The sequence below is a fragment of the Delftia acidovorans SPH-1 genome (genome assembly GCF_000018665.1).
GTDB classification, from domain to species: Bacteria; Pseudomonadota; Gammaproteobacteria; order Burkholderiales; family Burkholderiaceae_C; genus Comamonas; species Comamonas acidovorans.
Window position 1 is genome coordinate 2,110,817 of record NC_010002.1, and the last position, 16,260, is coordinate 2,127,076.

Here is a 16,260-nt window from a genome sequence, read left to right on the forward strand (position 1 = left end):
CGACGCTGCGGAGAGGTGGCAGAGTGGTCGATTGTACCTGACTCGAAATCAGGCGTACGTGCGAACGTACCGAGGGTTCGAATCCCTCCCTCTCCGCCAAGATGCAAGACGCTTGAGTGCTATCAAAACAATAGTCTCAAGCGGCTTTTTTGCGCTCTGTGGTGGGGGTTTTTTGCCCTATCTTTTTGATGGCCAAGTCGAGTCGTTTTACCGCTAGGTGGGCATAGCGCGCACTGCTGCGCTGATCCTTATGCCCTAGCACCGCGCCGACCGTGTAGAGGTCGATGTCGTTGTTGATCATCTCCGACGCCGCGGAGTGCCGCAGATCGTGGAAGTGCAGATCATTGTGTCCCAATGCCCGGGCGGCTTCCCTGAAGTACGACTGCACTGTGATCTTTGCAGGCTTGCGCGACGTGTTGTGCGCTGCCGTCCAGACTCGGGGGTGAATTGGGACGATGCGCGGCTCCCCGTTCTTCGTATCGTCCAAGTGCCACCGACCACCCTCCACCCGGGCGGATAGGATCTCCCCCAGTCGCATCCCGCTGTAGAACGCTATGCGGATTACGCGCCGCACCTTGCGGTTTCTGATTTTGCGCGCGATCTTGAGCATCTCGCGGCGGTCGATGTAGACCCGCCGTTCGTTGCGCACCTGGGGCGTGATCACCCGGGCGCCAGGGTCGGCAGTGCCGAACCCATGGTACTTCCATGCGTAGCGGCACGCTGCCACCAAATAGCGGATGCGCGCCCGGATCGTGGCCGGTGCCATTTCTTTGCCGTACCGTGACTTGCCAGACTTCTGGACCACGGCGCGGCACACTTCAGCTAAGGCACTGATGGGCTTTCCATTGAATGCCCAGTGGATCTGATGGATCTCGCGTGCGGCATTCTTCCCCTGTTTTAATAGTGGCGCCCTCTCAGCGACGTAGAGAGCGATGGCGTCAGTGATCAGTCTGTCCTCTGAACCAACGCCATTCGCGGCCGCGTAGATCCGCGCTGACTCTTTGCGCTCGAACTCGTCGGCTTGAGCCGAAGTCCAAGCTTTAGGAAGGCGCTTTCGTATGCGGATACGCCCGCCGTTGACGATGCGGTCAAATTCAAAGACGTACGTACCACGCGATTTATCACGGACGATCGGCATTGTTGCTTGTACTCCAGGATGTCTGTTTCATCGAAATTCACGTTACGGCCGATTCGGTAGCACGGGATTGGACCACCAGGGGCCGCGAGCCCGTACACCTTGCGGGGGCTGACCCCCAGCAGCACGGCGGCTTGTTGAGCGGAGATTTGCATTCAGTCCTCCATAAAAAAGCCCCGACTAGCGGGGCTGGGGTTGTTGGGGCGATGCCTTGACTTCTCGGATTTCCGTGCAGCTCATGCGTCCCCCGGAGGCTGTGGCAGTGACATCCAGTGTGTAAAGCTGTTGTCTCCCCAGGACGCACCAGATTCGACAGCGTCGTTTGCGCGCGCGATGCCGTGCGGCGTGAATGGGTCGAATACATCATCTGGCCAGCTCCATTCCGCGTCACCGAAATCATCTTCGTGCCATCGCGCGATGACTAGCGGGTCTGCCGTCCAGCTCTCTCCAGCCTTGGCTGGCGCGCGCCAGAGCATGATCCATGTTCCATCCTTGGGAGCTGTCTCAATCGGTTTCCATGCAATGACTGGTCCTTCGGCGCTCAGCGGCAGCGGCTTGCGCGCCTCCAGCTCTGCCCGCCGATTCCAGGCCGCAAGGGCGCTGTCGCGATCCTGGCCCACGAGAGAGACCGTATGCGCCCGGCCGTCCTCAGAGAGCGTGCAGCGGTGCATTACGGCGACGCTCGTCGGCTGCCTGTACTTCAGGCGAGGGTATGGCTTGCTTCCCTCTTGAACAATAGTTTCCCCGCCTCCGCAGAACGGGCAGGGCAGCAGGTGGGGTGTTGGTGCTGTGGTCACGGGGTCTGTCCTTTCTGCTGCGCCTGGGCGCGCTGCTTGTCGATGATTGCGTCCCACTCGCCGGCACGGCCACGAATGTCTATGCGCTCGCCACCGCTGGTGACGTGGTTGGTGGTGGCCTTGAGCCAGCGGTAGCGCTCGGCATCCATGGCGTCAGGGGAGCGCATCCAGACGATGAAGACGGCCAGGCCGCCGCCGAGGACTCCCAGGCCCATGGCGATCAGGTAGTTGAGGTCCATGTGTCAGCTCTCCTTGTGCGCTGCGGGGCGCGGTGGGGTGGTTCGGCAGTTCCAGGCCTCGACGGCAGCATCGCGCGTGGGTGCGGGACGCGCTTGGCGAACTTCGCAGCCGAGGCATTCCGCGAAATAGCCAGAGCGCCTGTTGCTGATGCGCTTGAAGAACACTCGGCAATTGCCACCGCAGAATGGACAGGTAAGCGCCTCCAGTGGCGCGCAGTCAGCCATGGTCGTGCTCCCCCTTGGCTGCTGCCTGGGCTGCGAGAGCGGCGCGCAGGGCTTCGCGCGGGGTGTTGCCGCTGGCGATGGGGTGCGCCTCCGCTTCATCGTTGAAGATCTCAGCGTCCCATGGACCCTCGAACTCGGGCACGAGCGCGATGCGGTGCCGCTGCATGGCATCCAGCAGCGCCGTGTCGTCGCTGGCATCCACTGCAGGCGCAGCAGGTGCTGCCATGCCAAGCAGCATGGTCCACGCGCGCTCGTAGTCGTCCCAGGCCTGCTGGTTGTACGTGCCTGCTGACTCGCGGCAGGAGCCGAGATGCGTGCGCATGCGTTGGAGGAACTGGGCGAGGCGTTGGGCCTCGGCGGGCGCAGCAGGTGCCTGGGGCGCTGCTGCAAGCGCGGCGCGAGCCAGCAGGGCAGCAGGGCGCTGCAATTCGTACTGGCCTCGGTAGTTCCATCCATGCAGGAAAAAGCCGAAGAAGTTGCTGGAGTCGCCTGCAGTCCAGCCTTTGGTGCCGACCTCTTCTCGGATCTGATCCCACGCCCATCTGCTGGCTTGGTCTTCCGTCATGAGCGTGACAGGGGCTGCAGGCGCTTCCAGGGCGGGCGCTGCCTGGGCGGTGGGCGCGGCAGCCATAGAGTGGAATGCAAAGGCGCCATCAAGGAACGCTCCCGCAAACTTGCGTGCCATGTTCTGGCACTCGACCTCTCGGCCGACATAGAGCTGCTGCGCGCCGTCTCCTGCAACGACCGCGTGGCTCCAAAGCATGCTTGCGTGAGATGGCACGACTTTGTAACGCGCGAGCGCCATGGCATCCATTTGCTCATGCGGGTATTCGCCCCGGGGCGCCACAGCGGCAGGAGCTGCCGGCTCCTCGATCTGGGCCAGGCACTTCGAGTTGCGCGCCGCGGCAAACACGTCTCGGCCGTAGGCCAGCAGTGCTGCGCGATCTGCGCCCGTCACGAAGTTCAGGGAGTGGGGCGACATCAGCGACGTCAGGTGCAGGTCGTCGCCGGGCTGGATCTTGGTTGCTGTCATGAGGCTTCCTCTACGCGCCATAGCGCTTTGGTGGTGTTGATGACGTGGCCTGCGCGCTGCAGCAGCGGGCACTGGGAAGAGTTGGAATTCACGGGATGAAGAAACAGGAAAGCCCTCGCGGCATACCGGGAGGGGAGGTATCAGGACAGCGCCCATGCGCTGTGCTCATGCCTCTGGGATCAGGGTTTCGTGAAAGTGCGCCTCGTGGTCATCACCTGCTCTTCGGTGCAATTCACGTCATAGGCTTCATTCATCCACGGGATGGAGTCGGGGTCGCTGTGCTTTCCACCGCCGTAGTAGTGGGTCCAGCCCACCCAGGATCCGTCTGGCATCTGCTTGGCGACCGCTTCGGTCTCGTAGTTGCGCGATCCAGGTGCGCTGAGGCCTGTTTCCTCGCCGGTGCTGCGGAGCTCATTGCGCGCGTCTTGCAGCATTCCGTCCCGGTCGTGCTCTTCGTAGAGTGCGTCCACGTTCTCGGCGGTGATCGCTGCATCAGCGTCGAGGGTGATGTCTTTCCACTTGGCGGCAAGCAGCAAGATTGCGTGCTTCAACTTCTGTTCGGGGGTCATGGTGGTCCTCGGTGGTTGTGATGGGAGCGAGGTCAGGCGGCGGAGATCAGGAACGGCGCGCGGTCCTTGCCGTTGATCCAGTTCGGGGGCTTGCCCCGGCCGGTCCAGGTGGCTCCGGTGGCGGGGTTGCGGTACTTCGGCACGCCCACACTGCCTGCCTTTGCCTTCGCGGTGGGGAAGACATCGGCAGCGGTCAGGCCGTGCTCTGCGATCAGCGCGCGGGCCGCGGCGATGCCCTCGGCTTTGTGCTCGGCCTGGGCCTGGGCGATCTGGGCGTCGAGTTCGGCCTTGCGGGCCAGCAGGGTCTTGTAGTCGGTCATGGGTTTCCTTTCTTGGCGCGGGCGCCGTGGTTGATGTCAGGCGCTGGCGTGTGGCCTGCGGTCTTTCCTCGGGATGCTCTGCTCGGGCGCGTAAATCTCGATCGTGTTGAACAAAGCTCCGCAGCATTTGCACTTGCGGGTTCTGCGTTGCATGATCGCGGCCCCGTCGCCCGGCCGTGTTTCCGTGACTTGGGTGTCAGCGCCGCATTCGACGCATTTGGGCTTGTTGCTCATGGCCTGGTCTCCATCGGAATCAGCCCAGCCCATGGAGACGTCGCCACGCCTGCGCGCCGCTTCCGTTGCGCGGCCCAGCGGGCACGGTTGGCGCGGTAGTTGCGCTGGTTCGCGGCCTTGCGGTGCGCCTCATCGAACGCCGGTCGCTCCGCGTCCTTGCCTGGCGCTGCCGCGTAGATCGGTGTCTCGCGGCCCTTGCGCCCGACCTGCAGCTGCCAGCGACTGATGCGGAAGAACTTGCCAGGGTGGTTGGCCCTGGCGTTCGTGAGAGACGCATTCACCTTGCCGCGTGGCAGGCCGGTGGCCTCGGCTATCTCCAGCGCGCTCATGGGGCCGAGCTCGCGCAGGGCGTGGGTTATGGCATCGCGCACGACAGGTGGGGATGGCATGCTTCCTCCTTTTCTCTCATGCGGTCGTCTTAGCCAGCGCGGCGCGCAGCTGGTCTTCGTACTGGCCTGCCAAGGCGGCGAAGGCCATCAGGTCGTCCTGCAGCTTCTGGATGGCGTCCTCGTCGCGCGTGATGCGGTGGATGACAAGATGCTGCAGGTCGGGGCACCAGAGCACTAGGTCCACCCACTGCCGGCCCAGCAGCCAGAGATAGCCAAGGCACTGGTCCATGTAGGCGGAAAGGTCGCCGTCGGCCATGGCGGTGAACAGCGTGTCGCTGCTGACCATGGTCTTGATCTCCAGCACGCCGTCGTCATCGATCAGGCCGTCAGGGCTCAGGCCGAACAGGCCGTCCTCGGTCTCGAAGAACCCAACTTCTTCCACCAGATGGCCGGTGCGCCCTTCGTACATAGCACGCGCGACGGGTTCCTGCTCGTTGCCAGCGCGCATTGCTGCGTTCTGGAACTTCGACGGAGCGTGGCCACCAACGCGCTCCCGGGCCACGTCGCGGGCATAGTCCAGCGCCGCCTTGCTCGGCCGGCCGTCTTTCAGCTTGTCGCGCGCAGTGCGGAAGTTGCTGCCGGTGATGTGTGCGCGGCGCGCGGCCAGCCAGTCCGGTGTGCCCTGTTCAAGATTGATCCACGGCATTCTTGTCCTCCACGTCGGTTACGTTCTTCGCGGTCTCCGCGCGGATGCGCGCCAGGTGAGCCCTGTAGGCGTCCTTCAGTTCGTTATGGGCGCTCAGGTCATTGGCAAGCCTGCCGTTCTGCTCTGCCCAATAGGCCTTCAGTTCTTCAATGGTCTTGGTCTGGCGCAGTCCTTCGATGATGGGCTGCGGGTCAATGGCAGCCGAGCGCGCCGGTTGCGCTGTGGCCAGGCCCTCACCGCCCTCGGTATTGAGGTGGTGGATGGCTTGGTCGAGGCGGTCCGACTTGGGCCAATACTTGTAGGCCCGCTTGACCACGGTTTTCTTGGCCATCTCACCGTAGTCGGTGTCCCAGGGCGACGACTTGCCCGCCTTCACGGACTCGGAGCGGTTCTTGATAGCGTCGATCTCCTCGCGGCTCATGCAGTCCGTGAGGTAGTCTCCGCTGGGCGTCTTGACCACCACATACGCGCCCACCAACTCTCCGCGCTCGCGACTGAATGGGTTGTAGGAGTGCGTGGGTGGCCGGTCGAAGCCATTCAGCGTGAAGGCGTCGCTGGCGTAGACCAGATCCGCCTGAGCCCACAGGATGGAGCCGGCCTGCACGGCCAGGTCGATCAGCCCCATGTAGCTGATGTCCAGGCAGATCTTTCCCTTGCGCGGCACCAGATAGGCCTGCTTCTTGGCCGGGTTCAGGCTGATCCCGATGGCCGCGATGTTGGTCACCGCGTTCACCACGGACTGGCGGTCGTTGGCGGCCAACTTGGCGATGTAGTCACCTGCCGTCAGCACCTGAATGGCGAAGCCGGCCTCGCGCTCGAAGTTGATCGAGCGGTCCACGAGCACGCTGTGGAAGCTGTCTTCCGCGCCGTAGACGAAGTTGGAGATGGTTTGGATGGCGCTCATGATGATCTCGCGCTCAGAAGGCGCCGGAGTTGATGAGGTGCGCGGCGGCCAATCCGAACGCCACTGCGTTGAATGCCAGCCATGCGAAGGCGTAGAAGATGGTGCTCATGCGCGGCCCTCCTGCTTCTTGATGAAGGCCATCACATCGCCACGCATCACGCGCCCCTCGTACTGGTACTTCTTCCTGCTGGGCCAGTAGTCGAGGCGCCTGCCTGCAACCATTCGGGACCAGTGGTAGTCCGTGTGGATGCTCCAGCCGCCGTCGTTGTCCTCGTTGGCCTGCTTCATGAAGCGCGCGCGGTCTTCATCGAACTTCGATTTCTTGTGCTCCTTGAGGGCATCCCAGATTTCGTCTCGCTCGCTCATGGCTTCGCTCCTTTCACCAGGGCCAGGGCGGATCGGATTTGATCAGCCGCCCTAACTTGGGCGCTGTGCCTGGATGCCCCACCGTCCTTTGCGGAAGATACTGGGACCATCCCAGAATCGACGGCTGCCTGTATCGCCGCCAGCAGCGCATCCCGCTGCTCAACCAGCTGGCGCGGCGTCAGGCCGGTTTCGTGGTGGACCGTGCCGGCCTCGGCGATTAGCGCGGCATTGGCTCGTTGTGGCAAGTCCCAGTGGGGCATGCCGGGGTTCACGCCGATTTGGGCAACGAGGCCCCAGCCTGGAGCCCGAATGCGGAGAGTGGACTCCCACGGCCCGCCAAGGCCCGAGACAGCCCAAGGCCCAGGCGTCGGCTTGATTGCTTCGCTCATGACGGCTCCTTCATCTTGAGTACGACGAGCAGGGCATCCTTGATCTCGTCGCGCGATGCTTTGGGGTACAGCTTCAATGCATCCCTGATGAGTGGCTCTGCCCTGGTGTAGCCGCCATCACGCGCCATGCGGAACACGTCCATCTTGAGAGTGGCCTGCTCTGTCTCTGTGAGCTTGCTCATGACGGCTCCCTGGTCAGCAGTGCTGTGATTGCTTCCTGTGCTGCGCGGGCGGCTTCCTCGGTTGCGTAGATACGCCCCAGCTTCTGCAGGTTGGCGCCAGGGTCGAGGGTTGCTTCACCGAACCAGCGGAAGGCATCGCCGTGGTCTGTGATGTAGTACCCCGGGCCGCTCATCACAGGCGCCTCTATCTCACGGTCGCCGACAAGGATGGTCTTGGGCTTGAGCCGGAATGGGTAGTCACCCCGAGGTTCGGCAATGTGCCTCAGGAGCCCCTCAAGACTCAGGTCGTGCCAATCTTTGGCGAACTGAACCTGCACAGTCTCCCCATCTGCGATCCAGCGCAGTACTTTCGCGTGCGGGTGCTCTTTCTTCATCTCATCTCTCCTTGAGGCAGACCAAGCTGCCGTTTTCAAAAACAGGGGTGAGGCCCTCGCAGGCCCGGGCTGCGGCGCGCGCGACGCGCTGCTCCTGTGGCGTGGGCTGGGGCTCCTGTGCGCCGGCATCAGCGCAGCCGGTGAGGGCCAGCAGGACCAGGACGACCACCACCATCAGCAGCCAGCCGCCTGGCACGCCATCGGCTTCTGGCTCGTAGACAGGCCCAGGCCGCGAGCACTCGCGCAGGTAGCGGGCATCGGGGTCTGGGTTGAAGGGCTCTGCCGGGGTCACTCGTTGCATTGCTGTGGCTCCTTCGGTGCGGTGTTCACGTTGGCGCGGCAAAACGGGCAGAAGGGCAGCTCCATGCTGAACTTCCCTTTCATCAGAGCCATGCGCTCGCGACGCTTGCCAGTGGTGCGGTTCTTCAGCGTCTGGTGTTCGATGAAGCCTTCGGCCCAGGCAGTCTTCGCCGCTTCGCAGAACTCCACTTCGCCGCAGCGATCCTTCTTGCATTTGTCGGCCATGGTGTGTCCTCAAATGGCATCAGCGCTGAACTCCAGCGCCTGGGGTTGGGTTGCGAGCGCGGCGCGCACCAGCTCGGGCGGCATCGGCTCGGAGAATTGGCGCTGCAGCGCGGCTTCGAGAGTTGCGCAGCGTTCCTCCAGCTCCATCAGCCGGAACTCGGCCAGGGCAGGGTGTTTGGCGACGGTTGCGGCGTCAGGCAGCATTGCGTGCCTCCTGCATGTCGCGGCGGGCGCACTGTGTTGCGAAGTCGCGCAGCCAGTCGTCAATGGCGCTGCAGATGGCCATGTAGTGGCCAGCGGCTGCGATCTTCTTTGCCGTGGAGAACGGAGCCTTGTGCAGCGCCTCTTCCACGAACTCCGGTGCGAACGGAGGGCCGTAGTGCTCCCGGGTGTAGGCATCAAGAGCAGCGTCCTCGGCGTCGTACTCGCTTTCGCGCGCGGCCAGAGCATCGGCGTCTCGGCTGGCGAGGCATGGGATACGTTCGTTCATTGCGGCACCTCCCAATTGGCCACGTCATCCAGTTCCTTGATGCGCTTCTTGATCGTCTTGAGCGTCGCGTTTTCGCGGCCGATGCAGAGCTGCGCGAGGCGGTGCTTCTTGGCCCACATCGTCGTTTGGCGCACGCCCCACGCACCCTGTTCGGCAATGCTCTTGCGCATGCGGTCGCGCAGTTGACCTTGCAACAGGTCGCGCTTCTGGTTTGCTACCTGAACCTTCTCTTGATCTGTTGGCATGAAGCCTCCTTGCGGCCCGCAGGCCATGAAAAAAGGCCCTGCATTGCAGAGCCTGTGTAAAGAGCCGCGTGGTGCGCGCCACGTCGCTTGCGATCAATCCGACGCGCGCGGCTGAAAAGAGAGCCGTGTTCGCGCTTCAATCCCAGCATCCGACTTGCTGGGCGGTGGGAAGCGCGCGGCTGGAAAAGTTGATGGTGGCCGGTTGCTTGTCTGGCTTGGTGTCCTTACGTTTGCAGCGGGAGCCTATTGCTCGGAGGATTTGCCATCGAGCCCGCTATTCCGCGCACCATAGAGTCATAGCTTGTCGAACCAGTCCAGTAACTGGCACTCGTAGCGCATCGCAACTGCGCGTCACCATCACATCTACCCACGACAGAACGGCCGTTCTATCCCGAGGGACTCATGGGCAGATGTGATGGGCCCTAGGCTTGCCAGGGCGGGGGATCAGGCGTCGATGCCGCCGTGCAAATCAAGCTCTGCCTGCAGAACTTCGACCGGGACGTATCCGTAGACGGTTCTGGTTGGCTTCTCTGATTCCTCGGCGAACTCCATCAACGCATCCGATGGACGATCGCTCGGGAAGCCTGCCTCCATTTCACGCCACGGCCCTTGGTTGTCGCGAGGTGTGCAATACAGGCCACGGCCAGCCTGGATCGAAATGGAGAATCCATCCTTGCAATTGATGCGCGGGAACGGGCCAAGCACTCCTGGGAAGACTTCTTCCCGGTGTGCTTCCATGTACTCAGCGAGGTTCATCTCTCATCTCCTTGGTGTGCCCCGGCTACGAGCCGGGGGAGGGGGTCAGGCTGCGGCTGGCGCGCGCTTCGTTACGGTCACGTCGTAGGTCTCGCCGCCGCCGACGATCTCGTATGCGCCGCCCTTGGACTGCGCGTATTCGATGGTCAGTCGATGGAAGTCCTGGGTCACGTCATGGCGCAGGGTTGCAGATTTGTAGTTGCCGCTACCAAGGTCGGTTACGCGGCCGGCGTATACGGTGCCCGTGAGGGGCGACAGCATCACGCGGAATTCAGTCTTTGCTTTCGCCATGTCTTCTCCTGTTGAAAAACCAAAGGCGCCGCAACGGGTCATGGCGCCTTTGGTTCTGCCCCTGTGCGCCAGGGGCGGGCGGTCAGGCGGACGCCTTCGGGGCGATGCTGAACTCCTGGCCATCCAGGTAGTAGTAGGTCTTGTCGTGGCGGTTGTATTCGCACTTCAGTGTGGCAACGTAGACCACATCGCCAACCATGAACTCCTGCTCATAGACATCATTTCCACAGTTGTAGGCGCCTTGGCAGTCATCGAACGCGCGGTTCGCCAGGACCTCCTCCAGAGCCTCGGCATCTTCCAAAGATGGGAAGACGTTGTTCTCGGCTGCCTGGTCGAACTCGTCGTAGGCCTGCTTCGCAGCCTCCAGGGCCTTCTGGGCGGCGTTGATTTCAGCCTTCAAGGTCTCGCGTGTCTGTGTGCTCATGAGTCACTCCGTGGTGGTTGAAAAAACGAAGCGCACTCGGCGAATGCGCTTTGTTTTGCCCAGATGTCGCTCTGGGCCGCGCCGGTTTCCCGGTCTCACGCTGTGGCTTCACTGATTGCGTTGAGGGGTCGCCACTCCCAAGTACCCGGTGCCTGATGGTTCCATGCCCGGTAACTCGCCTTTCGCATGTCCGCGAGACTGCGCGGCCAGGTGGTGGCCGGGTCTGCCGGCTCAGGTGTGTCGCATGTGCTCTCCTTCGCAGCGCGGGGCTGCTGGTGTTTCGCCGGATGTCCGCGCCGGCTCGCGAGTGCTTTTTTGATCTACCCCAGCTGGGGCCTAGGTCGCAGGTGTTGGTTCGTGCGCTCGCTGTCTTTTCGCTTTCGCTTCTGCCGACAGATCACAGGGGCAGGGCCTTGCGGCCTGTTCATCCTTCCTTGAGGGCTACAGAGAGATGCGGGCCGGACGGCAATTCCCGGCTATGACACTGTCTGACGTGCCTCGCAAGCCATGCTCCCGCGCTTTCGCGCCGTCTTGGGCATGGACTGATTGCCCTCCCGAGGTCATCAACCCTCGCGTTTCGACTGTGGTGCACCCCCGTTACCTTTGGTGCGTCCGCATCTCTCTGTAGCCCTCTGTTGTTAAAGACCAGTCAGCGCCCGGCCGATCCCGTGACACCCTCCGCAGCCGCCCTGGGGCGTTTGTTGCTGCGATGGGTGTATTGAACCACGGTTCAAATTGAAAGTCAACGTAGGTTCAAAAAAAGTTCAAGTTCTCGTACACTGTCAACCATCGAACAGACGCAAAAAAGCCCGCATGGGGCGGGCTAGGAGGTTGTGATGAACTACATGCTCAGCATCGAGCGACTAGAGGATGACGGCTACATGGTCTACGTGATGGCACATGGCCTAGCCATACCGCTGACTGATGTGAAGTGGCGCACGCAGGCTGCTGCGGTCTACGAGGCCACGCGGTGCATTGATGCTGGCCTGCAGTGATCAGCCTGGCAACTCAACAACAGGTGTTGCGCTGGATGTGGTCTTCACAAGGTTGATCGCGTGCATGCAGTCCGCTTTGTGAACGTAGCTCTCGCCGCTGGCAATGATCTCCCCATTGGAGGCCCTGAGGCGCCAACGCCACTCGGTAGGGCTGGAGAGAAGGCCGGCCATCTTGGATGGATAGATTTCAAACTTCATGAGTCCTCCTATGAAAACACACATTGAAAACTGGAAAGCCCAGACGCCCTATGCAGTGGAGTTCCATCACAACGGAGCCCGCTGGGCACTCACTATTCACGCAGTTGATGACGCAGATGCAGAGGCCAAGGTGCGCAGCCTGAGGGAGTCTGCTGTGCTGCTGGGTGGGCCTGTCGAAGAGGTCTCCATCCACAACGACGGACGGTAGCCCCCATACACCCTGTCACCAGCAGTTGGTCTGCACCGTCCCCATGACGTTGCGCGATGTGCAGTTGACCTGCGGCCTCAGTGGCGCGATGGGTTGCGGCTTGGGCTGGGCTGCCTGGAGTAGCATCAGGCCATTGTTGATGGCATTGTCACGGGCCATACGCTCCTGAGCTTCGGCCATTCGTCGCTGGGCTTCCGCTTGTCGCTCCGAGTCCTCGCGAGCAGATTTTAGTAGGGACTCAGCTGCCGCCTGTTGCCGCTGCCGGGCCTGAGCCTCTATTGCTTGTTGAGCTTCTTGGGCCTCTGTTTTTGCCATGGCCTGCTGCAGGTCGCTGAGAGCCTTGATCTGGGCTGCGTGGAACTCGTTCCAGGTTTTGAACTGACCAGAGGCGCCGGCAACCAGGGGCTCAAGTTGGACCCTTGCCAGGACCATGAAGCCATCGGTATCGATGTTGGCCATGCATTTCTCCCAAGTCTTTGCAGATTCCTTGAGGCCGCTCTTCTGCTGCTTGGTTATTGGGCTATCGTCGGTCCGCGCGTCAACGCCGAATCTGTTCCGCTGGAGCTTTCCTATGACACTGGCCTGGGGCTCTGCCAAGATGCATCGGGAGAACTCGGCGCTATCCTCTTGGAAAGTTTTCCCCTCTGCATGCGCAGTCATGGTTGCAGCCACAGTGACGGCTACGAAGATTGCTTTCTTGATCATGTGGCACCTCTCTATTCTGGAACCCACTTGCCTATGACAACGCCGCAGATCGTGGCGTCCCCGTTTATCTCGATGAACTTTGGTCGCCAGTCGGGGTTGATGGCCCGCAAGAACTTTCGGCCGTCCTCTTCAAGGTATTGCTTGAACGTCGCCTGATCCTGGGCTTCGAGTCGAACGACTACCCGATCTCCTGGCTGCGCTGATCTGCCTGGATCGACAAAGATGATGTTTCCCGGCTCGTATGAAGGATGTACGCCGGGATTGCTCATGCTCTCGCCTTCTACCGTCAGCGCGAATGTGTGTGGACCGTGCTTTGCAGGGCAGGGTATCCATTCAGATGCATCCCCTGGTTGGAAGTTATCCACAATTTCCGACCAGTTGCCCGCCTGGACAGAAGAGATCAGCGGCACCTTGCCTAAGGTGTCGTCATCTTCGTCAGTGCCGTCCATTTCCCTCGGTCCAACGCCTGTCGCAAGCCATGCGGGGTTCAGCCTGAACAGCTTCGCCGCCTTGATGTTGTTCTGTGAACTGAAGCTGCCGCCTTCCTTCACTTTCCTGACTGCCTGATAGCTGATCTTCATGGCGTCAGCCAGCTGCTGGATCTTCCAGCCGCGAGCCTCTAGCTCAGGAAGTAGCCGCTCCCAATAAGTATCAACCATGGTTGCAATTTTGCCGGTCCGTGCTTGAACCTGGGTTGACAAGTGAGCTTGAACCGTGGTTCAATTCGGCATGCTCAAGCAAAAAGCCATTGAACTGCTGGGCGGCACTCTGACCGCCACTGCCGATGCCATCGGCATCTCCTACCAGGCCGTAGTCAAGTGGCCTGAGTCTCTTCCACCGCGTATCGCTGACCGTGTGATTGCCGCATGCGTTCGGTCTGGCGTGTCTGTGCCAAAGGACGTTTTGAACGCCGACGGCAAGGAACAGCAACCCACCTCCCGCTAACCCAACAACAAAGAACCCGAGCCTCCTATGTACGCCGATCCCAAACGCATCCGCAGCAACCGTGTCCCCGTCTATCTCGATGACTACATCTACGAGCGCCTGACTCGTCTGGTGGAGATCCAAGGTGGCGAGAAATCCGTGGTCAGCCGCGATGCATTTGAGCGCGGGCTGGAGTTGCTGGAGAAGGAATTGCATGCCCAGGAGTGTGCTCAGGGTGCCGGCAACAAGCGAGACGTAGGTTCCTGCCTTGCGTAGCCCTTTTGAGGCACTGCACATGTCACGCAAACCACCCCAACCCAACCACGTTGCAGAGCTGACTGATGTCCAGCTGAAGCTGGCCAAGCGCATTGCAGCAAGGACAGGCAGGACCTTGGAACAGGTCATTGCAGCAGCTATCGGCCGTGGCGCATCTGCTGCCTACACGGACGTTCTGACAGGCCGCGCGCCTGCTCGGAACCCCAGCTGATTTTTTAAAGCACTCAAATAACACGGAGCAGACATGCGCGACTACGGAATGGTGTCTCCCAGGTTCTGGATCGGCGAAACAGGCAAGGCTCTGCGTGGCAATGCTGATGCTCAGGTCCTTGCCTTGTATCTGGTGACGAGCCCGCACGCCAACATGATCGGCGTGTTTCATTGCCCTGTTTTGTACATGGCGCATGACACCGGTTTGAGCATGGAAGGAGCATCGAAGGCCCTTCAATGCCTCATCAAAGCAGGGTATTGCACCTATGACGAAGCCAACGAGACGGTGTTTGTGCACCGGATGGCTGCTTATCAAATTGGTGAAGCTCTGGCACCCGCTGACAAGCGCTGCAAGGGTGTTGAACGTGAGTGGCTGAACATCGCTTCCCACAGCTTGCAGGCTGCATTCTTTGCTATGTATTCAGATGTCTACCACCTGGAAAAACAGAGCAAAAAGACCAGCCCCTCAGAAGCCCCTTCCAAGGCCCATGCAAGCCAGGAACAGGAACAGGAACAGGAACATGTAGAAGCTCCTTCTGCGAAGTCGCCACGCGGCACCGCCTTGGCGGCGGACTGGACCCTTCCTGATGACTGGAAAACCTGGGCAGAGAAGGAACGCCCGGATCTGGACATGGCGAAGGTTGGAGATTCGTTCCGCGATTTCTGGATTGCCAAGCCGGGGAAGGACGGACGCAAAGCGGACTGGCACGCGACGTGGCGCAACTGGGTGCGGAACCAGCGCCAGGGCCAGGGCTACCAGCACACCCAGGTCAATGGACGGGCAGACACCGCCCCGAGGAACTTCGTGTGATCGGCCATACCCCCCTGCTGAAGATGCGCCGCGATGGCGTGCTGCCCTACGACGTGGTCCACGTCATCGACGGTGACAGCGAGTTCGCAATCGAGCTTGCCCAGCAATGGCACCGCATTCCGAGCTCGGCAAACGGCCTGTTCACGCCCCATGTGGTCGTCGGCCAGGAAGACAGCCCTGAACGCCTGGACGTGCGGTTCTGCCGTCAACTGGGCGTGGTGCTGGAAGCCAACCGAGGCCAAGAGCGGGCACAGCGTTTGTTCAAAGCAATCCGGGCAGTTGAGCCAGCCATTCTGTGCTGCGCCATGCCCGACGAAATCTGGTTTTACACGAAGGAGCAAGGCGGCAATGGCAAACGTATTCATGCCTGACGACATCGATTTCGCTGCATACGAGCACGAGACCGACGCGCAGCAAAAGGTGCTCCCGGCATCGTCCTGGGTGCAGGAGTTGATCGACCGGATTCGCAACCCGATCCGCGCAAAGCAGGCGTTCATGCCGTGGCGCAAGACGGCCCAGCTGGTGCAGTTCCGCCCGGGTGAGGTGACGCTGTGGGGTGGCGCGAACGGCAATGGCAAGTCCCTGGTGACCGGGCAAGTAGCGCTGTCGCTGTGCGGTCAAGGCGAGCGCGTGGCAATCGCCAGCTTTGAGATGAAGCCCATCAAGACGCTGGAGCGCATGGGCCGGCAGTGGTCCGGCACGAACCCCGCGCATCCGGCCTATGCAGGCAACGACGACGGCCAACGCATCCTGATCGACACATACGAGCAATTCCGCGACTGGACCGACAACAAGCTGTGGCTGTACGACCAGCAGGGCACCGTGACTACCGCCCAGGTCTGCGCCGTGGTCCGCTACGCCGCGGTTGAGCTCAAGGTCACTCACTTCGTCGTGGACAGCCTGATGAAGTGCGTGCAGGGCGAGGACGACTACAACGGCCAGAAGCTCTTTGTTGACGAGCTCACTGCCATTGCCCGCGACCACGGCATCCACATCCATCTGATCCACCACATCAAGAAGCCTGCCAGCGAGGACCACAAGCCCAACAAGTACGACATGAAGGGCTCGGGCGCCATTACCGACCAGGTGGACAACGTGATCGCCGTGTGGCGCAACAAGCCCAAGGAGCGCAAGCGCGATGAGGGCCTGCTGACCGAGGAAGCCGACGTGAAAGAGCCCGACTGCCTGCTCATCTGCGACAAGCAACGGAACGGCGAGTGGGAGGGCTCCATCGGCCTCTGGTTCGAGCGCGACAGCCAGCAATTCGTCGCATCCCATGGGGAGGAACCCCTTGTCCTCTACACACCGGAGGTCGCATGAGCATCACTGTTTCTTGGTGGCATATCCCAGCCTGCATCACCGTCGCATGGTTGGTAGTTCTGTTTTGGCCCCAGCGGAGC

General features: G+C 61.5%; 31 protein-coding genes, 1 tRNA gene and 1 pseudogene. 8 read left to right on the top strand and 25 right to left on the bottom strand.

Translation table 11 applies throughout. The features are described 5' to 3' along the window. Window positions 1-9: 9 nt before the first annotated feature. A tRNA-Ser gene (locus DACI_RS09505) sits at window positions 10-99 on the top strand. A gap of 37 nt (window positions 100-136) precedes the next feature. Here DACI_RS09505 and DACI_RS09510 read toward each other — a convergent pair. The 22 genes and pseudogenes from DACI_RS09510 to DACI_RS09605 form a co-directional block, all read right to left on the bottom strand. Next, the gene (locus DACI_RS09510) at window positions 137-1,138 is read right to left on the bottom strand and encodes a tyrosine-type recombinase/integrase (protein ID WP_012203834.1); all 1,002 of its coding nucleotides are present in this window, start codon (window positions 1,136-1,138) and stop codon (window positions 137-139) included. A gap of 53 nt (window positions 1,139-1,191) precedes the next feature. Then, window positions 1,192-1,290 (bottom strand): annotated as a pseudogene (locus DACI_RS32785) (hypothetical protein); the annotation flags it as partial. Between the two features lie 81 nt (window positions 1,291-1,371). Continuing rightward, complete coding sequence (locus tag DACI_RS31105) at window positions 1,372-1,989, bottom strand: Lar family restriction alleviation protein (RefSeq protein WP_318773083.1); 618 nt, start codon at window positions 1,987-1,989, stop codon at window positions 1,372-1,374. After that, complete coding sequence (locus tag DACI_RS32355; protein ID WP_012203835.1) at window positions 1,929-2,171, bottom strand: hypothetical protein; 243 nt, start codon at window positions 2,169-2,171, stop codon at window positions 1,929-1,931. The genes DACI_RS31105 and DACI_RS32355 overlap by 61 nt, the downstream gene beginning before the upstream one ends. Window positions 2,172-2,388: 217 nt before the next feature. Next, the gene (locus DACI_RS32360; protein ID WP_012203836.1) at window positions 2,389-3,429 is read right to left on the bottom strand and encodes a hypothetical protein; all 1,041 of its coding nucleotides are present in this window, start codon (window positions 3,427-3,429) and stop codon (window positions 2,389-2,391) included. Between the two features lie 179 nt (window positions 3,430-3,608). Continuing rightward, a complete protein-coding gene (locus DACI_RS09525; protein ID WP_012203837.1) occupies window positions 3,609-3,998 on the bottom strand; it encodes a hypothetical protein in 390 nt (129 codons plus the stop codon). 32 nt (window positions 3,999-4,030) lie between these two features. Beyond that, complete coding sequence (locus DACI_RS09530) at window positions 4,031-4,318, bottom strand: H-NS histone family protein (protein ID WP_012203838.1); 288 nt, start codon at window positions 4,316-4,318, stop codon at window positions 4,031-4,033. 36 nt (window positions 4,319-4,354) lie between these two features. Continuing rightward, window positions 4,355-4,552 carry an NrdR family transcriptional regulator gene (locus DACI_RS09535; protein WP_043781072.1) on the bottom strand — a complete coding sequence of 66 codons (198 nt, stop codon included), beginning with the start codon at window positions 4,550-4,552 and terminating at the stop codon, window positions 4,355-4,357. Next, complete coding sequence (locus DACI_RS09540) at window positions 4,549-4,941, bottom strand: helix-turn-helix domain-containing protein (protein WP_012203839.1); 393 nt, start codon at window positions 4,939-4,941, stop codon at window positions 4,549-4,551. The genes DACI_RS09535 and DACI_RS09540 overlap by 4 nt, the downstream gene beginning before the upstream one ends. Window positions 4,942-4,957: 16 nt before the next feature. After that, window positions 4,958-5,587, bottom strand: coding sequence for a lambda exonuclease family protein (locus tag DACI_RS09545; RefSeq protein WP_012203840.1), 630 nt, complete (start codon window positions 5,585-5,587; stop codon window positions 4,958-4,960). Further along, on the bottom strand, window positions 5,568-6,491 hold the full coding sequence (locus DACI_RS09550) for a recombinase RecT (RefSeq protein WP_012203841.1): 924 nt from the start codon (window positions 6,489-6,491) through the stop codon (window positions 5,568-5,570). Before DACI_RS09550 ends, DACI_RS09545 begins: the two co-directional genes overlap by 20 nt. Window positions 6,492-6,596: 105 nt before the next feature. Beyond that, window positions 6,597-6,857 (bottom strand): hypothetical protein, encoded by a 261-nt coding sequence (locus DACI_RS09555; RefSeq protein ID WP_012203842.1) that lies wholly within the window; start codon window positions 6,855-6,857, stop codon window positions 6,597-6,599. 385 nt (window positions 6,858-7,242) lie between these two features. Continuing rightward, the gene (locus DACI_RS09565) at window positions 7,243-7,428 is read right to left on the bottom strand and encodes a hypothetical protein (RefSeq protein WP_012203843.1); all 186 of its coding nucleotides are present in this window, start codon (window positions 7,426-7,428) and stop codon (window positions 7,243-7,245) included. Continuing rightward, a complete protein-coding gene (locus tag DACI_RS09570) occupies window positions 7,425-7,802 on the bottom strand; it encodes a hypothetical protein (protein ID WP_012203844.1) in 378 nt (125 codons plus the stop codon). The genes DACI_RS09565 and DACI_RS09570 overlap by 4 nt, the downstream gene beginning before the upstream one ends. 1 nt (window position 7,803) lies before the next feature. Further along, the gene (locus DACI_RS09575; protein ID WP_012203845.1) at window positions 7,804-8,103 is read right to left on the bottom strand and encodes a hypothetical protein; all 300 of its coding nucleotides are present in this window, start codon (window positions 8,101-8,103) and stop codon (window positions 7,804-7,806) included. Beyond that, a complete protein-coding gene (locus DACI_RS09580) occupies window positions 8,091-8,327 on the bottom strand; it encodes a hypothetical protein (protein ID WP_012203846.1) in 237 nt (78 codons plus the stop codon). Before DACI_RS09580 ends, DACI_RS09575 begins: the two co-directional genes overlap by 13 nt. A 9-nt stretch (window positions 8,328-8,336) precedes the next feature. Beyond that, window positions 8,337-8,531 (bottom strand): hypothetical protein, encoded by a 195-nt coding sequence (locus tag DACI_RS09585; RefSeq protein WP_043781078.1) that lies wholly within the window; start codon window positions 8,529-8,531, stop codon window positions 8,337-8,339. Next, entirely contained in the window at window positions 8,521-8,817 is a 297-nt protein-coding gene (locus DACI_RS09590; RefSeq protein ID WP_012203847.1) for a hypothetical protein, read from the bottom strand. Before DACI_RS09590 ends, DACI_RS09585 begins: the two co-directional genes overlap by 11 nt. After that, window positions 8,814-9,062: a hypothetical protein gene (locus DACI_RS31915; protein ID WP_012203848.1), complete on the bottom strand. Its 249-nt coding sequence runs from the start codon at window positions 9,060-9,062 to the stop codon at window positions 8,814-8,816. Before DACI_RS31915 ends, DACI_RS09590 begins: the two co-directional genes overlap by 4 nt. A gap of 444 nt (window positions 9,063-9,506) precedes the next feature. Continuing rightward, complete coding sequence (locus DACI_RS09595; RefSeq protein ID WP_012203849.1) at window positions 9,507-9,818, bottom strand: hypothetical protein; 312 nt, start codon at window positions 9,816-9,818, stop codon at window positions 9,507-9,509. Window positions 9,819-9,863: 45 nt separating this feature from the next. Beyond that, window positions 9,864-10,109, bottom strand: coding sequence for a DUF7446 family protein (locus DACI_RS09600; RefSeq protein WP_012203850.1), 246 nt, complete (start codon window positions 10,107-10,109; stop codon window positions 9,864-9,866). Window positions 10,110-10,191: 82 nt separating this feature from the next. Continuing rightward, window positions 10,192-10,533: a hypothetical protein gene (locus tag DACI_RS09605; RefSeq protein WP_012203851.1), complete on the bottom strand. Its 342-nt coding sequence runs from the start codon at window positions 10,531-10,533 to the stop codon at window positions 10,192-10,194. Between the two features lie 836 nt (window positions 10,534-11,369). On the opposite strand from DACI_RS09605, the gene DACI_RS31920 reads away from it, so the two are divergent. Further along, a complete protein-coding gene (locus DACI_RS31920) occupies window positions 11,370-11,528 on the top strand; it encodes a hypothetical protein (RefSeq protein ID WP_157059637.1) in 159 nt (52 codons plus the stop codon). On the opposite strand, the gene DACI_RS09610 is transcribed toward DACI_RS31920, so the two are convergent. Then, window positions 11,529-11,726 carry a YegP family protein gene (locus tag DACI_RS09610; RefSeq protein WP_012203852.1) on the bottom strand — a complete coding sequence of 66 codons (198 nt, stop codon included), beginning with the start codon at window positions 11,724-11,726 and terminating at the stop codon, window positions 11,529-11,531. It abuts the gene before it with no gap. A 10-nt stretch (window positions 11,727-11,736) separates the two neighbouring features. On the opposite strand from DACI_RS09610, the gene DACI_RS09615 reads away from it, so the two are divergent. Next, window positions 11,737-11,934 (top strand): hypothetical protein, encoded by a 198-nt coding sequence (locus DACI_RS09615; protein ID WP_043781081.1) that lies wholly within the window; start codon window positions 11,737-11,739, stop codon window positions 11,932-11,934. A gap of 15 nt (window positions 11,935-11,949) precedes the next feature. Here the strand turns inward: DACI_RS09615 and DACI_RS09620 are convergent, their stop codons facing one another. Continuing rightward, window positions 11,950-12,639, bottom strand: a complete 690-nt coding sequence (locus DACI_RS09620) for a hypothetical protein (protein WP_043781082.1) — start codon at window positions 12,637-12,639, stop codon at window positions 11,950-11,952. Window positions 12,640-12,650: 11 nt separating this feature from the next. Next, entirely contained in the window at window positions 12,651-13,298 is a 648-nt protein-coding gene (locus DACI_RS31110; RefSeq protein ID WP_012203854.1) for a LexA family protein, read from the bottom strand. A 70-nt stretch (window positions 13,299-13,368) separates the two neighbouring features. Between DACI_RS31110 and DACI_RS09630 the strand changes: the two genes are divergently transcribed. The 5 genes from DACI_RS09630 to DACI_RS09650 all read left to right on the top strand — a co-directional run bounded on the left by DACI_RS09630 (window position 13,369) and on the right by DACI_RS09650 (window position 16,180). Next, entirely contained in the window at window positions 13,369-13,584 is a 216-nt protein-coding gene (locus DACI_RS09630; protein ID WP_043781084.1) for a helix-turn-helix domain-containing protein, read from the top strand. Window positions 13,585-13,611: 27 nt separating this feature from the next. After that, a complete protein-coding gene (locus DACI_RS09635) occupies window positions 13,612-13,839 on the top strand; it encodes a hypothetical protein (protein WP_012203855.1) in 228 nt (75 codons plus the stop codon). A gap of 244 nt (window positions 13,840-14,083) precedes the next feature. Further along, window positions 14,084-14,860 carry a hypothetical protein gene (locus DACI_RS30725; RefSeq protein WP_012203856.1) on the top strand — a complete coding sequence of 259 codons (777 nt, stop codon included), beginning with the start codon at window positions 14,084-14,086 and terminating at the stop codon, window positions 14,858-14,860. Beyond that, window positions 14,857-15,231 (top strand): hypothetical protein, encoded by a 375-nt coding sequence (locus tag DACI_RS09645; protein WP_012203857.1) that lies wholly within the window; start codon window positions 14,857-14,859, stop codon window positions 15,229-15,231. The genes DACI_RS30725 and DACI_RS09645 overlap by 4 nt, the downstream gene beginning before the upstream one ends. Further along, window positions 15,209-16,180, top strand: coding sequence for a DnaB-like helicase C-terminal domain-containing protein (locus DACI_RS09650; RefSeq protein ID WP_012203858.1), 972 nt, complete (start codon window positions 15,209-15,211; stop codon window positions 16,178-16,180). Before DACI_RS09645 ends, DACI_RS09650 begins: the two co-directional genes overlap by 23 nt. Window positions 16,181-16,260: the final 80 nt, after the last annotated feature.

Bases quoted from the DNA above. Each gene is read 5' to 3' on its own strand.
- DACI_RS09510 (WP_012203834.1), bottom strand. From the start codon at position 1,138: ATGCCGATCGTCCGTGATAAATCGCGTGGTACGTACGTCTTTGAATTT.
- DACI_RS32355 (WP_012203835.1), bottom strand. From the start codon at position 2,171: ATGGACCTCAACTACCTGATCGCCATGGGCCTGGGAGTCCTCGGCGGC.
- DACI_RS32360 (WP_012203836.1), bottom strand. From the start codon at position 3,429: ATGACAGCAACCAAGATCCAGCCCGGCGACGACCTGCACCTGACGTCG.
- DACI_RS09525 (WP_012203837.1), bottom strand. From the start codon at position 3,998: ATGACCCCCGAACAGAAGTTGAAGCACGCAATCTTGCTGCTTGCCGCC.
- DACI_RS09530 (WP_012203838.1), bottom strand. From the start codon at position 4,318: ATGACCGACTACAAGACCCTGCTGGCCCGCAAGGCCGAACTCGACGCC.
- DACI_RS09535 (WP_043781072.1), bottom strand. From the start codon at position 4,552: ATGAGCAACAAGCCCAAATGCGTCGAATGCGGCGCTGACACCCAAGTC.
- DACI_RS09540 (WP_012203839.1), bottom strand. From the start codon at position 4,941: ATGCCATCCCCACCTGTCGTGCGCGATGCCATAACCCACGCCCTGCGC.
- DACI_RS09545 (WP_012203840.1), bottom strand. From the start codon at position 5,587: ATGCCGTGGATCAATCTTGAACAGGGCACACCGGACTGGCTGGCCGCG.
- DACI_RS09550 (WP_012203841.1), bottom strand. From the start codon at position 6,491: ATGAGCGCCATCCAAACCATCTCCAACTTCGTCTACGGCGCGGAAGAC.
- DACI_RS09555 (WP_012203842.1), bottom strand. From the start codon at position 6,857: ATGAGCGAGCGAGACGAAATCTGGGATGCCCTCAAGGAGCACAAGAAA.
- DACI_RS09565 (WP_012203843.1), bottom strand. From the start codon at position 7,428: ATGAGCAAGCTCACAGAGACAGAGCAGGCCACTCTCAAGATGGACGTG.
- DACI_RS09570 (WP_012203844.1), bottom strand. From the start codon at position 7,802: ATGAAGAAAGAGCACCCGCACGCGAAAGTACTGCGCTGGATCGCAGAT.
- DACI_RS09575 (WP_012203845.1), bottom strand. From the start codon at position 8,103: ATGCAACGAGTGACCCCGGCAGAGCCCTTCAACCCAGACCCCGATGCC.
- DACI_RS09580 (WP_012203846.1), bottom strand. From the start codon at position 8,327: ATGGCCGACAAATGCAAGAAGGATCGCTGCGGCGAAGTGGAGTTCTGC.
- DACI_RS09585 (WP_043781078.1), bottom strand. From the start codon at position 8,531: ATGCTGCCTGACGCCGCAACCGTCGCCAAACACCCTGCCCTGGCCGAG.
- DACI_RS09590 (WP_012203847.1), bottom strand. From the start codon at position 8,817: ATGAACGAACGTATCCCATGCCTCGCCAGCCGAGACGCCGATGCTCTG.
- DACI_RS31915 (WP_012203848.1), bottom strand. From the start codon at position 9,062: ATGCCAACAGATCAAGAGAAGGTTCAGGTAGCAAACCAGAAGCGCGAC.
- DACI_RS09595 (WP_012203849.1), bottom strand. From the start codon at position 9,818: ATGAACCTCGCTGAGTACATGGAAGCACACCGGGAAGAAGTCTTCCCA.
- DACI_RS09600 (WP_012203850.1), bottom strand. From the start codon at position 10,109: ATGGCGAAAGCAAAGACTGAATTCCGCGTGATGCTGTCGCCCCTCACG.
- DACI_RS09605 (WP_012203851.1), bottom strand. From the start codon at position 10,533: ATGAGCACACAGACACGCGAGACCTTGAAGGCTGAAATCAACGCCGCC.
- DACI_RS31920 (WP_157059637.1), top strand. From the start codon at position 11,370: ATGAACTACATGCTCAGCATCGAGCGACTAGAGGATGACGGCTACATG.
- DACI_RS09610 (WP_012203852.1), bottom strand. From the start codon at position 11,726: ATGAAGTTTGAAATCTATCCATCCAAGATGGCCGGCCTTCTCTCCAGC.
- DACI_RS09615 (WP_043781081.1), top strand. From the start codon at position 11,737: ATGAAAACACACATTGAAAACTGGAAAGCCCAGACGCCCTATGCAGTG.
- DACI_RS09620 (WP_043781082.1), bottom strand. From the start codon at position 12,639: ATGATCAAGAAAGCAATCTTCGTAGCCGTCACTGTGGCTGCAACCATG.
- DACI_RS31110 (WP_012203854.1), bottom strand. From the start codon at position 13,298: ATGGTTGATACTTATTGGGAGCGGCTACTTCCTGAGCTAGAGGCTCGC.
- DACI_RS09630 (WP_043781084.1), top strand. From the start codon at position 13,369: ATGCTCAAGCAAAAAGCCATTGAACTGCTGGGCGGCACTCTGACCGCC.
- DACI_RS09635 (WP_012203855.1), top strand. From the start codon at position 13,612: ATGTACGCCGATCCCAAACGCATCCGCAGCAACCGTGTCCCCGTCTAT.
- DACI_RS30725 (WP_012203856.1), top strand. From the start codon at position 14,084: ATGCGCGACTACGGAATGGTGTCTCCCAGGTTCTGGATCGGCGAAACA.
- DACI_RS09650 (WP_012203858.1), top strand. From the start codon at position 15,209: ATGGCAAACGTATTCATGCCTGACGACATCGATTTCGCTGCATACGAG.